The organism is Acidimicrobiales bacterium (assembly GCA_035533595.1).
Taxonomy (GTDB): domain Bacteria; phylum Actinomycetota; class Acidimicrobiia; order Acidimicrobiales; family Bog-793; genus DATLTN01.
In genome coordinates this window covers 34,226-48,588 of sequence record DATLTN010000032.1, presented here as the reverse complement: position 1 = coordinate 48,588, position 14,363 = coordinate 34,226, and the positions used below count along the sequence as shown (strand labels likewise).

General features: G+C 72.0%; 12 protein-coding genes and 1 tRNA gene. 10 read left to right on the top strand and 3 right to left on the bottom strand.

Annotation, left to right across the window (positions count from 1 at the left end):
• Positions 1-4 precede the first annotated feature (4 nt).
• Together VNF07_06675 and VNF07_06670 are read left to right on the top strand one after the other, a co-directional pair.
• Positions 5-775 (top strand): hypothetical protein, encoded by a 771-nt coding sequence (locus tag VNF07_06675; protein ID HVB05910.1) that lies wholly within the window; start codon positions 5-7, stop codon positions 773-775.
• Positions 772-2,403, top strand: a complete 1,632-nt coding sequence (locus VNF07_06670; GenBank protein ID HVB05909.1) for a hypothetical protein — start codon at positions 772-774, stop codon at positions 2,401-2,403. Before VNF07_06675 ends, VNF07_06670 begins: the two co-directional genes overlap by 4 nt.
• A 161-nt stretch (positions 2,404-2,564) precedes the next feature.
• On the opposite strand, the gene VNF07_06665 is transcribed toward VNF07_06670, so the two are convergent.
• Positions 2,565-2,647: transfer RNA gene (locus VNF07_06665), tRNA-Leu, on the bottom strand.
• 76 nt (positions 2,648-2,723) lie between these two features.
• Between VNF07_06665 and menC the strand changes: the two genes are divergently transcribed.
• From menC to VNF07_06650, 3 genes are all read left to right on the top strand, one after another.
• Positions 2,724-3,839, top strand: coding sequence for an o-succinylbenzoate synthase (gene menC / locus VNF07_06660; GenBank protein ID HVB05908.1), 1,116 nt, complete (start codon positions 2,724-2,726; stop codon positions 3,837-3,839).
• Positions 3,840-3,848: 9 nt separating this feature from the next.
• Positions 3,849-4,148, top strand: coding sequence for a hypothetical protein (locus VNF07_06655; GenBank protein HVB05907.1), 300 nt, complete (start codon positions 3,849-3,851; stop codon positions 4,146-4,148).
• A 104-nt stretch (positions 4,149-4,252) separates the two neighbouring features.
• On the top strand, positions 4,253-4,837 hold the full coding sequence (locus VNF07_06650; protein HVB05906.1) for a response regulator: 585 nt from the start codon (positions 4,253-4,255) through the stop codon (positions 4,835-4,837).
• A 15-nt stretch (positions 4,838-4,852) separates the two neighbouring features.
• Here the strand turns inward: VNF07_06650 and VNF07_06645 are convergent, their stop codons facing one another.
• Both VNF07_06645 and VNF07_06640 read right to left on the bottom strand, forming a co-directional pair.
• A complete protein-coding gene (locus VNF07_06645) occupies positions 4,853-5,515 on the bottom strand; it encodes a metal-dependent transcriptional regulator (protein ID HVB05905.1) in 663 nt (220 codons plus the stop codon).
• 44 nt (positions 5,516-5,559) lie between these two features.
• Positions 5,560-6,909: a Rieske 2Fe-2S domain-containing protein gene (locus VNF07_06640; protein HVB05904.1), complete on the bottom strand. Its 1,350-nt coding sequence runs from the start codon at positions 6,907-6,909 to the stop codon at positions 5,560-5,562.
• Between the two features lie 99 nt (positions 6,910-7,008).
• Between VNF07_06640 and VNF07_06635 the strand changes: the two genes are divergently transcribed.
• The 5 genes from VNF07_06635 to VNF07_06615 all read left to right on the top strand — a co-directional run bounded on the left by VNF07_06635 (position 7,009) and on the right by VNF07_06615 (position 14,067).
• Positions 7,009-7,980: a hypothetical protein gene (locus VNF07_06635; GenBank protein ID HVB05903.1), complete on the top strand. Its 972-nt coding sequence runs from the start codon at positions 7,009-7,011 to the stop codon at positions 7,978-7,980.
• Positions 7,981-8,030: 50 nt separating this feature from the next.
• Positions 8,031-10,748, top strand: coding sequence for a DNA polymerase I (gene polA / locus VNF07_06630; protein HVB05902.1), 2,718 nt, complete (start codon positions 8,031-8,033; stop codon positions 10,746-10,748).
• 312 nt (positions 10,749-11,060) lie between these two features.
• Positions 11,061-12,686, top strand: a complete 1,626-nt coding sequence (rpsA, locus tag VNF07_06625) for a 30S ribosomal protein S1 (GenBank protein ID HVB05901.1) — start codon at positions 11,061-11,063, stop codon at positions 12,684-12,686.
• 18 nt (positions 12,687-12,704) lie between these two features.
• Positions 12,705-13,325, top strand: a complete 621-nt coding sequence (gene coaE / locus VNF07_06620) for a dephospho-CoA kinase (GenBank protein ID HVB05900.1) — start codon at positions 12,705-12,707, stop codon at positions 13,323-13,325.
• 13 nt (positions 13,326-13,338) lie between these two features.
• Complete coding sequence (locus VNF07_06615) at positions 13,339-14,067, top strand: peptidase E (GenBank protein ID HVB05899.1); 729 nt, start codon at positions 13,339-13,341, stop codon at positions 14,065-14,067.
• The last annotated feature ends 296 nt before the right edge of the window (positions 14,068-14,363 follow it).

The window sequence follows — 14,363 nt, the reverse complement described above, 5'->3', positions numbered from 1 at the left end:
CGAGATGGAGACGCGGGCCGGACTGACCGAGCGCTTCTTCGGCTTCGCCCTCGCGCACGGGCTCGAGACGGCGCTCAGCGACCCCGACGTCGTCGAGTCCTTCGTCGTGCGCGGCCTCCCCGGCCGGGCGGCGTCCACGCGGGGCACCTATCGCAGCGTGCTCCTGTCCTCGCCCGGCCGCAGCCGTCGGCGTCGCGTCGGCACGCCCTTTCCCAGCTCAGGTGCCGTCACCCCCTACACGAGCGCGGAGCGCGCGGAGCTCCTCAGCATCGCCTCGTCCCAGCGCCATGTCGCGAAGGCCAATAGCGCACTGGCGATCATCTGCTTCGGGATCGGGGCGGGGCTGCGCCCCGGCGAGCTCGTCGCGCTGAGAGGAGGTGACGTCGCCGCCAACGCAAGGTTCGTCACCGTCACCGTCGCCGGTCGCCGGGTGCCCGTCGGCGCGCCCTGGCAGAAGAGGGCCGTCGATCTCGCGAGCGCAGCAGGGGGTGGCTTTCTCTTCCGTCCCGGCGGCGCAGACCGAACCCAGAAGAACTTCGTCACCGATCTGTGCGACCGGATCGTCGCTGATCCAACAGCCCCAAGGCTGTCGGCGGGTCGCTGCCGATCGAGCTTTGTCTGTGACCACCTCGCGGCGGGGACCGCACTCGCGGAGCTGGTCCGTCTCGCGGGGATCGACGAGGTGGGCTCCCTCTTGCGCTACGCACGCCACGTCCCTGCTGCACCGCAGTCCAAGGCGGCCCTTCGCGAGCGGCTCGCGCTGGGGAGCCGATGAGCGAGATCCCCGGCCTCACCGGTCGGCTCGACCCCGGGCTCGTCACCTTCGCACTCGAGATCGTCGCGAGCTCCGGGGTCTGCTCGGCGATCGAAGCCGAGCTCGAAACGGCGACCGGGCGGCCGAGGACGCTTTCGAGCGAGGCGCTGCTCGTCGCCCTCGTGCTCCTCGCACTCGAGGAGCGGCCGCTGCACCTCTCCTTGGCGACCGAGCTGTTGTGGCGCCGACTCCCACCGGCCGTCCGCACTCGGCTCGGGATCTCCGGCGAGGCCGCGACCCGGCGGGCCTTCCTCGCCCGCTACCGCACCGTGCGCTACCTCTTCGGCCGCATCTGCTCGGCCCTTGACCCCGAAGGACTTCCGAAGAACCGCCGGCTCCCAGTCGATGTGGCGAAGGCGAGGACAAAGAGCGTCGCGCCCGCCGAGCACCTGCGACGCCGGGGGGCGCTCGAGGGGATCGTCGCCGGCCTGCTCGGCGCGACCCTCGCCCTGCAAGAAGGCCACGAGCGGGCCCTCTTTGACGGCGCCGTCGGCCTCGACGCCACCCCCGTCCCCCTCTACAGCCGGGGGCCGTCACGGAGAAGCGGGCTCTGTGCATCTGATCCCGACGGCGGTTGGTATGTGCGCGAGGGCGACCACCGAGGGGTCGAGGACCACAAGGGGCGCGTCCGCGGAAAGGTGGCCTGGGCGCTCGAGGCGACGATCGTGGTGATGGCGACGCCGCCGGGGCGCCCGGTGGCTCATCCGAGCCTCGTCGTCGGCCTCTGTCTCTCGCGTCCCGGCGTCGATCCCGGAGGGACCGGCGCAAGGATGCTCGCGGCGGCGCAGTCCCATGGTCATCGCAGCGGCTTCCTCGGGGCGGACCGCGCCTACTCCTCGGCGCGGGCCGACGTGTTCCACCTGCCGGTCCGCGCCCTTGGCTACACCCCGGTCTTCGACTACCGGGGAGACGAGCTCGGCGTCCAGGCGAACAGCCAGGGGGCGCTCCTGGTCGAAGGCGCCTGGTGCTGTCCGGCGATCCCGGCGGTCCTCGTCCAGGCCACCGCGGACCACCGAGGCAAGCGCATCGGCGACGAGGAGTACGCCACGCGCATCGCGGCCCGGGCCGAGTGGCGACTGCGCGTGAAGTCCGGTCCCGACGTGGACGGCTACGAGCGCTTCTCCTGCCCGGCCGTCGGAACCACGCCGCACCTCTCCTGTCCGCTACGGCCCGCCTCGCGCACTCGCCGCGATGGAACAACAAAGGTGCTCTTTCCGCCGGAGATCGCACCTCGATGCTGTCAGCAGGCCTCGATCACGATCGCGCCCGACATCGGGGCCCGTCATCGCCAACGCCTCGCCTTCGGCACCGAGGAGTGGCGGTCCCGCTACGCGACCTGTCGCAACACCATCGAGGGTGTGAACGGGTTCCTGAAAGACGGAGCGCACGAGGCCCTCGGCGACCCGTCACGGCGACGCGTCCGCGGCGTCGTCGCGCAGTCGCTGTTCTGCGCGCTGTTGGTGATGGCCGCGAACATCCGCAAGCTGCGCGCCTTCCGGGAGATCGAGACCGAGGGAGACGTCGAGGCGGTCACCGAGCGAGCCCGCCGGCGACGAACGAGCCTCGCCGACCACCGCCCGGGAGCTTGAGGCCCCCCGGCAGAGCAGTTCCACCTCGCCGCGTCTGTGATCGCGGCACAAGCCCTGACGCGATCCTGCCGATGGACTGAGACAGCCCATCGGCAGAATGTGGGTACCTCAGCGACGAGTTCTGTCGCCGCGGGTGGGTCACTTATGTCTGTGACCCGCGGTGCCCGGAGCGGGAGTCGAACCCGCACGCCCTTTCGGACAGCGGCTTTTGAGGCCGCCGCGTCTACCATTCCGCCATCCGGGCCGATCGGGCCCTGCCGCGGCGAAGGTTATCCGGGGGCCGCCTCCCCGCCGCTGGATGGCGGCGAAAGGGAGGGCGCGTGCAGCTGCAGGCGATCGAGCTGCTCCGCCTCGATCTGACGCTCCGCCACAGCCTCGCGACGAGCGCGGGCGCCCACTCCGCCCGCCCGGTGCTGCTCGTCGTGGCGCACGCCGGCGAGGCCACCGGGTACGGGGAGTGCGAGGCACTCGCCGAGCCGACCTACACCGAGGAGTACGCCGACGGCGCCGAGGCGGTGCTCGCCACCCACCTCGTGCCGCGCTTGCTCGCGAAGGGCGAGCTCGAGTCGACCGCGGCGGCGATGGAGGGCCTCGCCGCGGTGCGGGGGCACCGCATGGCCAAGGCCGGCCTCGAGATGGCCCTACTCGACGCCGAGCTGCGCCTCGCCGGCCGCTCCCTCGCCGAGCACCTCGGGGCGACGGCGACGGCGGTCCCCGCCGGCGCGAACGTGAGCCTCGGTGAGGCGGCCTCGGTCGTCGCCGAGGTCGCCGAGGCGGTCGCCGCCGGCTACCGGCGGGTGAAGTGCAAGATCGCGCCGGGGCGCGATCTCGAGAGCCTGCGCGCGGTGCGCTCCACCTTCCCCGACCTCGTCCTCTCCGCCGACGCGAACGGGGCCTACGACCTCGGCGACGCCGGGCACGTGCAGCGCCTGCGGGCGATCGACGACGTCGGCCTCGCCGCCCTCGAGCAGCCGCTGCGCGCCGACGACCTCCTCGGCCACGCCCGCCTGGCGGCCGAGATGGTGACGCCGGTGATGCTCGACGAGTCGGTGGAGAGCCTCGGCGGCCTCGAGGTCGCGCTCAGCCTCTCGGCCTGCGACGCGGTCTCGGTGAAGGCGGCGCGCCTCGGTGGCCTCCTGCAGGGCCGCGCCGTGCACGACCGTTGCCGTGAGGCCGGCGTGCACCTCGCGATCGGCGGGATGCTCGAGAGCGGCCTCGGGCGCGCCGCGGCGATCGCCCTCGGCGCCCTCCCCGGCTTCGACCTCCCCGGAGACCTCGGCGCGAGCGAGCGCTACTTCGCACCGGACCTCACGCTCGCCCACGACCTCGTCGACGGGGCGCTCGCCGTCCCCACCGGCCCGGGCCTCGGCCGCACGCCCCTCCCCGAGGTGCTCGCCGCAGCCCTCGTGAGGAGCACCCTCCTCGAAGGGTCCTAGAATCGCGCCATGGGAGCCGGCCTCACCGATCGCACGGTTGTCGAGCAGCGCCTCTTCGACGTGCACGCGCGCCTCGAGCGGGCCCGCAACGAGCTCGCCCTCGCCGAGGAGCGGGCGCTCCTCGCGGGTGCGGCGGCCGAGGAGGCGCGCAACCGGATGGCGGTCTCCGAGACGCCGCTCGCGCACCGGGAGTGGTGCGAGGCACGCCGCCGGCGCACCCAGCTGCTCGACCACGCGGCGGCCGCGGGGGCGCTCGTGAGCGAGCTCGAGGAGAGCCGCGACGAGCTCCTCGGCAAGCTCGTAGGCTGAGCGCCCCGCCACTAGCAGCCGGCCGCACCCGGAGAGAGCGCTCCGGAAGCACCCCGCTCGACAGCCGGTCGAGCACCCAGCCCGCGGAGACAAGGAGAGCCGAGTTGGCACGCACCGTCGTCATCGCCGAGGACGAGGCCATCGTTCGTCTCGACCTGCGCGAGATCCTCCAGGAGGAGGGCTACCAGGTGGTCGGCGAGGCGGGGCGCGGCGACGAGGCGGTGGCGCTCGTCGAGCAGCACTCGCCCGACCTCGTGATCCTCGACATCAAGATGCCGGGGATGAACGGCCTGGAGGCTGCCGCCGCGATCTCCGGGCGCGGCGAGACCGCGGTGCTCATCCTCACCGCCTTCAGCCAGCGCGACCTCGTCGAGCAGGCCCGCGACGCTGGCGCCCTCGCCTATCTCGTGAAGCCCTTCCAGCGCGAGGAGCTCGTCCCGGCGATCGAGGTCGCCGTCGGCCGCCACGAGGAGATGCGCGCCCTTGCGGCGGAGAATGCGACGCTCTCCGAGCAGCTCGAGACGCGCCGCTGGGTCGATCGCGCGAAGGGCAAGCTGATGGACGACCACGAGCTGCGCGAGTCGCAGGCCTTCTCCTTCATCCAGCACGAGGCGATGAACGGGCGGACGACGATGCGCGAGATCGCCCGCCGCGTCGTCGAGGAAGGCCTTACCCCGCCGAAGGGCTGAAGCCGGGCCGCCCGCTCAGCTGTTGACGAAGATCTGGCGGCTCATCGCCGCGCCGACGGCGACGGTCTTGCCGTCCTCGGCGAGGGTGAGCACGATCGTCCCGTCGGGTGCCCGCTCGCTGATCACCGCGTCGCGCCCGGGGATGATCCCGTGCTCGGAGAGGTAGACGAGCGAGGCGGGGTCGGTCTCGATCTGCTCGGTGATGCGCGCCAGGTGGACGTGGCTCCCCTGGCGGGCCTCGGCCATCGGGATCTGCGGCGTCGTCACCTGCGGGCCGCCGGGGATGGGGCTCCCGTGCGGGCAGGTGGAGGGGTTGCCGAGCAGCTCGATGAAGCGGGCCTCGACGTCGTCGGAGATCACGTGCTCCCAGCGCCCGGCCTCCATGTGCGCCTTGTGCCAGGGGAGGCCGACGATGTCGACGAGGAAGCGCTCGGCGAGGCGGTGGCGGCGGACGACGCTGCGCGCCTGGCTGATGCCCTGCTCGGTGAACGAGACGCCGCGCCCCGCCTTGGTGAGGAAGCCGTCGTCGATCAGGCGGCGGACCATCTCCGAGACGGCCTGGGGCGAGTAGCCGAGGCGCTCGACGAGCCGCGCCTGGATGACCGGGATCCCCTCCTCGGTGAGCCCGTACATCGCCTCCAGGTACTCCTCTACCGAAGCGTGCACGATCTCCGACATAACCGCGAGCGTACTGGGGGGCGGGCCGGGGCGTACCCGGGGGCTCAGCCCCCGACGCGCGCGGCGGCGAGCGCCTCCGCCTGGCGCATCAGCTCGATCATCTCGGGGAGCACCGGCCCGTAGCGGTCGTGGTCGTCGAGGTAGTAGCCCTCGTGGTAGCGGTCGCGAAAGGCGCCGGACTTGTTGATCTCGAGCACCTGGTCGAGCGCCTTGCCGATGTGCGGCTCGAGCTCGAGCATCTCGCCCCGGTAGCGCCCGGAGCGGAAGACGTTCATCGGCTCGCCCCCCGCCTCGACGAGGGCGATCTGCTCCTCGAGGAGGTCGCGGAAGCGGCGGACCGCCTCGTCGGTCCCGGCGAGGGTCTCCACGCTGCGGTCGGCGACCTCGCCCTGCGAGGCCCACATCACCATGTCCTGGCCGAGCACGAAGTCGAGGATCGGCTCGCCCTTCGCGTCGGCGATCGGCACCTCGTAGTAGGGCACCTCCTCCTGGTGTGGGGCCGTCAGCCCCTCCGGGGCGGCGTAGATGTCGTACATCACGTGGTAGGTGTGGGTGTCGTCGACTGGTACGCGGATCTGCAGCTCGTGGCGCAGGCCGCTGCCGCCGCCGACGCGGGTGTAGTTGGGGAAGACCATGTAGGGGAACCAGCGGATCGCGTCGGCGGCCGCCCCCCGCTCGCGGCTGTAGGCGATCCCCTTTTGGATGCCGAACTCGCCGCGCTCGCTCACCACGTGGTCAAAGCCGACGCCCGAGGCGAGGCTCGTCCAGGCGCGGTGCGTCTCGCGGTTCCCGGCGCGCTCCTCGAGGAGGCCCATCTTCTCCAGCTGGTAGGCGAAGAACGGGCCGTGCAGGTAGATGTTGTGCGCCGGGTCGGCGGCGTTCTCCTGGCACTGCAGCCAGTTGCAGGGGATCACCGTCGTGCCCACCTGACGCAGCGCGTTCGGCCAGGCGAGCACGTCCCAGCGGGGGAGCTCGGGGGCAGGGAGGGGGCCGAGGTAGGCCCAGAGGAGCCCCGCGAACTCCTGCACGGGGTAGGCCGGCAGGCGCACCGAGTCCTTGAGGCGCGAGTTCGGCGACTCGAGCGGCGTCTCCAGGCAGCGGCCGTCGGCCCCGTAGAGCCAGCCGTGGTAAGGGCAGCGCAGCCCCTCGGCCTCGGGGATGCCGAACTGCATGCCGACGAGGCGGTGCGCGCAGCGGTCCCCGACCAGGCCGAAGTCGCCGCTGCGGTCCGCGAAGGCGACGAGGTCCTCGCCGAGGAGGCGGACCTTGCGCACCTGCTCGGCGCGCAGCTGCGCGGTCGGCACAAAGGGGTGCCAATAGCGGCGCAGGAGCTCGCCCCCGGGGGTCCCGGGGCCGACCTCGGTCAGGCGGTGGTTCTGTTTGGTGGTGAGCACGCCCCCATTCTGCTCGGCGCCAGCGCGCCTCGGCGCGGCCGGACCGCCGGCGGAGCCGGGCAGCGGGTACCGTTCGGGCGGGCGGTCGGAGGAGGGGGCATGGCACAGCTCGCGGGGGTCATCTATACGAGCCACGCCTGGGTCGACCGGCCGTGGCCGGAGTGGAAGGTCGAGCGGGAGATCCGCCACCTGCGCCCCGACGTGCCGCGCGACAGCGACGAGGAGATGGCGGCGAAGTCGCTCCGCATGCGGGAGGCCTCGGCGGCCCTCGGCGACAAGCTCGCCGAGCTCGCGCCCGACCTCCTGCTCATCTTCGGCGACGACCAGTACGAGTACTTCCACTTCGACAACTTCCCGGCGATCTCGGTCTACCTCGGCGAGGAGTTCACCGGCCGCGGCGGCAGCGAGGCGCGCCGGGGGAAGGGTCACCCGAAATTCGCGACCGCGCTCCTCACCGGGCTGATGGAGCGCGGCTTCGACCCCGCCTTCTCGATGGCGCCGCCCCGCAACGGGCGGGGCATGCCGCACGCGGTGATGAACCCGCTGCACTACTACGACGCGTGGTCGATCCCGACGGTGCCGCTGCTCACCAACGCCTACTACGCGCCGCAGCTCTCGGCCCGCCGCCACCTCGAGGTCGGGCGTGCGGCGCGGGGGGTGATCGAGGACTACCCCGACGACCTGCGCGTCGTGGCGATCGGCTCGGGCGGCCTCTGGCACACGCCGCGGCGCGACGGTGCCTACCTCGACGAGGACTTCGACCGTCGCGGCCTCGAGCACCTGCACACGGGGGAGATCGCCGCCTGGGCCGAGCACTTCGACTCCTACGCGGTCCCGGCCGGCGACGCGAGCCAGGACCTCGACCGCGACGTCCCCGAGGAGGAGATGCGCGGTGGCGACCACGTCACCCACCTGCCGAGCCGGGGAGGGCCGCAGGCCGGGACGCGTGAGACCTGCAACTGGATCGCCGCTGCAGGGACGACCGACGGCCACGGGGCGGTGATCGTCGACTACGTCCCGCTGTACGCTGCTCCGATCGGCGTCGGCTTCGCCTACTGCGACGACTTCTGAGCCCGCCTCGGCGGGCGCGCCCGCCGGCGCCAGCTCGTAGGCTGGACTCGTTGCCCAACTACCTCCTCCTCGACGGGCACTCGCTCGCCTACCGCGCCTGGTTCGCGCTGCAGGACGCCGGCCTCGCGACGGCCTCCGGTCAGCAGACCCAGGCGATCTTCGGCTTCGTCTCGATGCTCACCAAGCTCCTCGACGACAGCCGCCCCGACGGGATCGCGGTCGCCTTCGACCGCAGCGGTCCGACCTTCCGCGACGCGATCGTCTCGGACTACAAGGCCGGCCGGCCGCCCACCCCTGAGCCGCTCCGCGAGCAGATCGGCCTCATCCGCCAGCTCGTCGAGGCGCTCGGCGTGCCGCTCCTCGACGCCGAGGGCTTCGAGGCCGACGACGTGATCGGCACCCTCGCCACCGAGCTCGCGGCGCAGGGCAACTCGGTGACGGTCGTGACCGGCGACCGCGACGCCTACCAGCTCGTCGAGGACCCCTTCGTGAAGGTCCTCTACAACCGGCGCGGCGTGTCGGACTACGCCCTCTACGACGAGGCAGGGATCCGGGAGCGCACCGGGGTCTCGCCCGTCGACTACCCGCTCCTCGCGGCGCTGCGCGGCGACCCCTCCGACAACCTGCCGGGCGTGCCGGGGGTGGGGGAGAAGACCGCGGCGCGCCTCGTGAACGACTACCACGACATCGACGGGATCTTCTCCAACCTCGACAAGCTGACCCCCAAGCTCCGCGAATCGCTCGCCGCCTCAGAGGAGCAGGTGCGGCGCAACCTGCAGATGACGCCGATCGTGCGCGACGTCCCCCTCGAGTACCGCACCGAGGAGCTCGCCCTTGACCGCGTCGACCGTGAGCGCGTCGAGCAGCTCCTCGTCTTTCTGGAGATGAAGCGCCCCTGCGAGCGGCTGATGGCCGTCCTCGGATCGCTCGCCGGCGCCGCCCCGGCGGCCGCGGCCGGGGCCCTCAAGGCGCGCCCGTTGCACCACCTCGACGAGCTCGACGAAGCGGTGAAGTGGTGCACGGAGCTGGCCGCGGAGACCGCGACCGCGGGAAGCGTGGCGATCGAGGCGGCGTGGGCGGGGACCCCCGGCCGCAGCGCCGTCGAGGGGCTGGCGATCGCCGCCGCCGACGGCGCCGAGGTCGCCTATCTCCCCGGTGCGCTCCTCGCCGAGCCCGCGCTCGTGGCGGCGCTCAACGCCCTGTTCGCCGCCCGCCCGGGCGACGACCCGGGGCGGGTCGTCGCCCACCGCGCGAAGGAGCTGATGCGCGCCGTCCTCCCCGCGGGGATCGACCTCACCGGCCTCGCCGCCGACTCCGCGGTCCTCGCCTACCTCGTCGACCCCTCCCTCGGCCAGGAGGAGCTCGAGGAGGTCGCCCGTCGCCGCGGCGTCGAGCTCGCAGCAACCCCCGCCCCCTCCTCCGGCCAGCTCGGCTTCGCCCTCGAGGAGCACGGCGGGGACGACCTGCCGACGGCGACCGCGCGCCGCGCCGAGGTCGTCGACGTGATCGGCCGGCGCCTCCTCGCCGAGCTCGCGGAGCTCGGCGGCGCCTCGTTGTGGGAGACGATCGAGCGGCCGCTCGTGCGGGTGCTGGCGAAGATGGAAGTCGCCGGGATCGCCGTCGACGCCGAGCTGCTCACCGAGATCAACGCCGAGCTCACCGAGGAGGCGGCGCGCCTCGAGGCCGAGATCCACGAGATCGCCGGCGAGCCCTTCAACCTGAACTCGCCACCCCAGCTGCGCATCGTGCTCTACGAGAAGCTCGGCCTGCGCCCGCAGCGCAAGACCAAGACCGGCTACTCGACTGACGCGCAGACCCTCGAGAAGCTGCGCGACGAGCATCCGATCATCGAGGTGCTGCTGCACTACCGCGAGGTCGAGAAGCTCCGCTCGACCTACGGGACGGGCCTCCTCGCCGAGGTCGCCCCCGACGGCCGCATCCACGCGAGCTTCAACCAGACCGTGGCGCGCACCGGCCGACTCTCCTCGGACGCGCCGAACCTGCACAACATCCCGGTCCGCACCGACGGCGGGCGCCGCTTCCGGGAGGCCTTCGTCGCCCCGCCCGGCCATGCCCTCCTCGTCGCCGACTACAACCAGATCGAGCTCCGGGTGATCGCCCACCTCTCGGGGGACACCGGCCTCGTCGCCGCTTTCGAGGAGGGCCGCGACATCCACAATGCGACGGCCGCCGCGATCTACGGCGTCGCCCCCGAGGGCGTGACCGCGCAGATGCGCGCGAAGGCGAAGATGGTCTCTTACGGCCTCGCCTATGGGATGGAGGCCTACGGCCTCTCGCAGCGCCTCTCGATCCCCGTCGAGGAGGCCGCAGAGATCCTCAACCAGTACTTCGTCGTCTTCCCGAACGTCCGCGCCTACATGGACGCCACGGTCGCCGAGGCGCGCGCCCGCGGCTACACCGAGACCGAGTACGGCCGTCGCCGCTACCTCCCCGAGCTCGCCTCGGACAACTTCCGGGTCCGCCAGGCCGCCGAACGACAGGCGATGAACGCTGGGATCCAGGGCCTCGCCGCCGACATCTTCAAGCTCGCCCTCGTCCGCCTCGACGCGGCGATCGAGCAGGCCGGCCTCTCCTCACGGATCGTCCTGCAGGTCCACGACGAGATCCTCGTTGAGGTCCCCGAGGACGAGCAGGAGGAGGCGCACCGCCTCACGCTCTCGGCGATGACCGACGCCTATGCGCTGAACGTCCCGCTCGACGTCCACGTCGCCTGGGGGAAGACCTGGTCCGACGCGAAGCCGGCCTGATCGGCTGCAGCGCCGACTGAACGCTCCGCCGGTCGGCGTCCGTTACGCCCCATGCACCTCCAGGGCGGGCTCGACGCTCGCCTGCTCCTCGTCCTTGGAGTGCGGGCACCCGGTGTTCGGGGTCGCGCACCACCGCACACCGCTCGGCCCCGTCGGCCTCCCGCCGGACACCGCCGCCAGGACGGCTCCGCCGGGCGCCGGTGTACCATTGAGCTGCGGGAAGGCGCCCCCATCAACGGCGCCACACCGCAATCCATCAACCGTCGGCCACGCGGCGCTGCATGCCGTCCCGCCCCTCCGAAAGACCTCCACATGTCCGAGACCTCCACGACCGAATCCCCCGTAGCTGCCGCGCCCCTCGGCACCCTGGACCCCGAGGGGGTGTACACGCCGGCGCAGGTGGTCGAGGACGACCTCGGCAGCCTCTCCTTCGACGACGCGATCAACGCGACGATCGTCGAGTTCGACGACGGCGACATCGTCACCGGCACGGTGGTGAAGGTCGATCGTGACGAGGTCCTCCTCGACATCGGCTTCAAGTCCGAGGGCGTGATCCCCTCGCGTGAGCTCTCCATCCGCCACGACGTCGATGCGCACGAGATCGTCTCGATCGGTGACGAGATCGAGGCGCTCGTCCTCCAGAAAGAGGACAAAGAGGGGCGCCTCGTCCTCTCCAAGAAGCGCGCCCAGTACGAGCGCGCATGGGGGACGATCGAGCAGATCCGCGAGCAGAACGGCGTCGTGCGCGGTCCGGTCATCGAGGTCGTGAAGGGTGGCCTGATCCTCGACATCGGCCTCCGCGGCTTCCTCCCGGCCTCGCTCGTGGAGCTGCGCCGGGTGCGTGACCTCCAGCCCTACGTCGGCCGCACGCTCGAGGCGAAGATCATTGAGCTCGACAAGAACCGCAACAACGTCGTCCTCTCGCGGCGGGCGTGGCTCGAGGAGACCCAGAAGGAGCAGCGCGGCGAGTTCCTCGTCAACCTGAAGCCCGGCGAGGTCCGCAAGGGCGTCGTCTCCTCCGTGGTGAACTTCGGTGCCTTCGTCGACCTCGGTGGGATGGACGGTCTCGTCCACGTCTCCGAGCTCTCCTGGAAGCACGTCGACCACCCCTCTTCGGTCGTCTCCGTCGGCGACGAGGTCACCGTGCAGGTGCTCGACGTCGACCTCGAGAAGGAGCGCATCAGCCTCTCGCTGAAGGCGACGCAGTCCGACCCCTGGCAGGAGTTCGCCAACGCCCACCGCGTCGGCGAGCTCGTCTACGGGCGGATCACCAAGCTCGTCCCCTTCGGGGCCTTTGTGCAGGTCGGCGACGGCATCGAGGGACTCGTGCACATCTCGGAGATGGCCGCCCACCACGTCGAGCTCCCCGAGCAGGTCGTCACGGCCGGCGAGGAGCTGTGGGTGAAGATCATCGATATCGACCTCGACCGTCGTCGCATCAGCCTCTCGATCAAGCAGGCCGCGGAGGGCGGCGAGGTCGCCGAGGAGTACCGCGAGGCCTTCGGCGAGCACAACTACGACGCCGAGGGGAACTACATCGGCGAGTACGACTTCTCCGCCGCGGAGTTCACCCCCGAGACCGAGGCGCAGGCGGCATGGGCCGACTTCGCCGAGCAGGCAGGCCACGCCCCGGCGACCGACGCCAGCGGCGAGCCCGCCGAAGGCGCGGCCGAGGCTGCGCCCGGCGAAGCCGTCGCTGACGAGACTGCCGCGGCTGAGTCCGTCGCAGTCGAGCCGGAGCCGGTTGCGGCCGAGGCCGAGGTGGCCACGGAGCCCGAGGAGGTCGCGGCCCCCGCCAAGGCCGCAGCGGCAGCTCCCGCGCCCGCAGCGCCAGCGGAGGCGGCAGCTCCCGCAGAGCCCGCGGTTGCCGAGGCTCCTGCGGAGCCCGAGACGCCTGCCGCGGCCGAGCCCGAGACCGAGGACAGCCCCGAGGCCTGACGGCCCAGGGCCGGGCGCATGGTGCGCATCGGTTGCACCGGCGCGATCGGCGCCGGCAAGTCCACGGTCGCGGCGATGCTGAGCGCGCGCGGTGCCCACATCGTCGACGCCGACGTGCTGGCGCGCCGCGCGGTCGCGCCAGGGACTGCCGGCCTCGTGGCGGTCGCGGCGCGTTTCGGCGACGGAGTGCTTCGGGCGGGCGGCGAGCTCGACCGTGCCGCACTCGCGGCGATCGTCTTCGCCGACCCCGTCGCCCGGCGCGACCTCGAGTCCATCGTCCATCCCGCCGTGCAGGAAGCGATCGACGCCGAGCTCGCCACGCTCGACGACGACAGGGTCGCGGTGCTCGACGTCGCCCTCCTCGTCGAGACCGACGGCCGTTCGTGTTACGGCCTCGACGGCGTGCTCGTCGTCGACGCCCCCGAAGAGCTCTGCATCGAGCGCCTCGTCGAGGGACGGGGGATGTCCGAGGGCGACGCGCGCGCTCGGCTCGCGGCGCAGATCGACCGCGGCGAGCGGCTGCGGGCCGCCGACTTCGTGATCATCAACCTCGGCACGCTCGAGGAGCTCGAGGAGATGGTGGACCGAGCCTGGGCGTGGATCGTCGCCGTCGCCGCCGAGCGCCGGGCAGACAGCTGAGAGGGGAGCACCGATGACTGCCGATGCACCGACGATCCTCGCCACCTCCGGAGGGGTCCAGCGCGGCGAGCGCAGCACGTGGGGCTTCGCACCGCTGATCGACTTCGCGATCGAGCTCTCCGGCGCGACCGGACGTCCCCGCCTCTGCTACATCGGGACGGCCGGCGGCGACCAGCGCTATCAGGCCGCCTGGATGAGCGAGGCGGGTGCCGCGGCTGGCGTGAGCGTCAGCTATCTCCCGCTCTTTCCGATGCCCCCCACTGCCGACCTCGCGGGCTTCCTCCTCGAGCACGACGCGGTCTGGGTCGGCGGCGGGAGCGTCGCGAACCTCCTCGCGCTCTGGCGGCTGCACGGCCTCGACGGCGCGATCGAGGCAGCGTGGCGGGCCGGGGTCGTGCTCGCGGGGGTTTCCGCGGGCTCGATCTGCTGGCACCTCGGCGGCACGACGGACTCCTTCGGGCCCGACCTCGTCACCGTGCACAACGGTCTCGGCTTCCTCCCCTACGCGAACGGGGTCCACTACGACTCCGAGCCGCAGCGGCGCCCGCTCTTCCAGCGGCTCGTCGCCGAAGGCTCACTCCCGGAGGGGTACGCCACCGACGACGGCGTCGGCCTGCTCTACCGCGGGACGACGCTCGTCGAGGCGGTCACCGAGATCCGCGGCAAGGGCGCCTACCACGTGCGCGCCGAGGACGGCTCGGCCGTCGAGGAGCGGATCGAGCCCAGATTGCTGCGCGCCTGATCTTCGGCATCGCGGCCCGCTCTCGACGGTCACCCCTTCCCCTCTAACCGACAATCGCTCCCTATTCCGGGTACCGAGCGTGGTGAATCACATGCACTGACGTGCTTCAGGAACGTCCTATAACGGCACCGCGACCCCTACATTATTCATACAATGCGTGTGCAATTTGTGCGGGGTGCCGGTTTGTCGGCTGGCATCGCCTCTTCGCCAGAAGCCCCATTTCATGGGGAGAATGGCGAACCTCACGTCGCGATTGCGCGCAGAGGGTAACGGGCCACCCACGCTCCGTGGCCGAA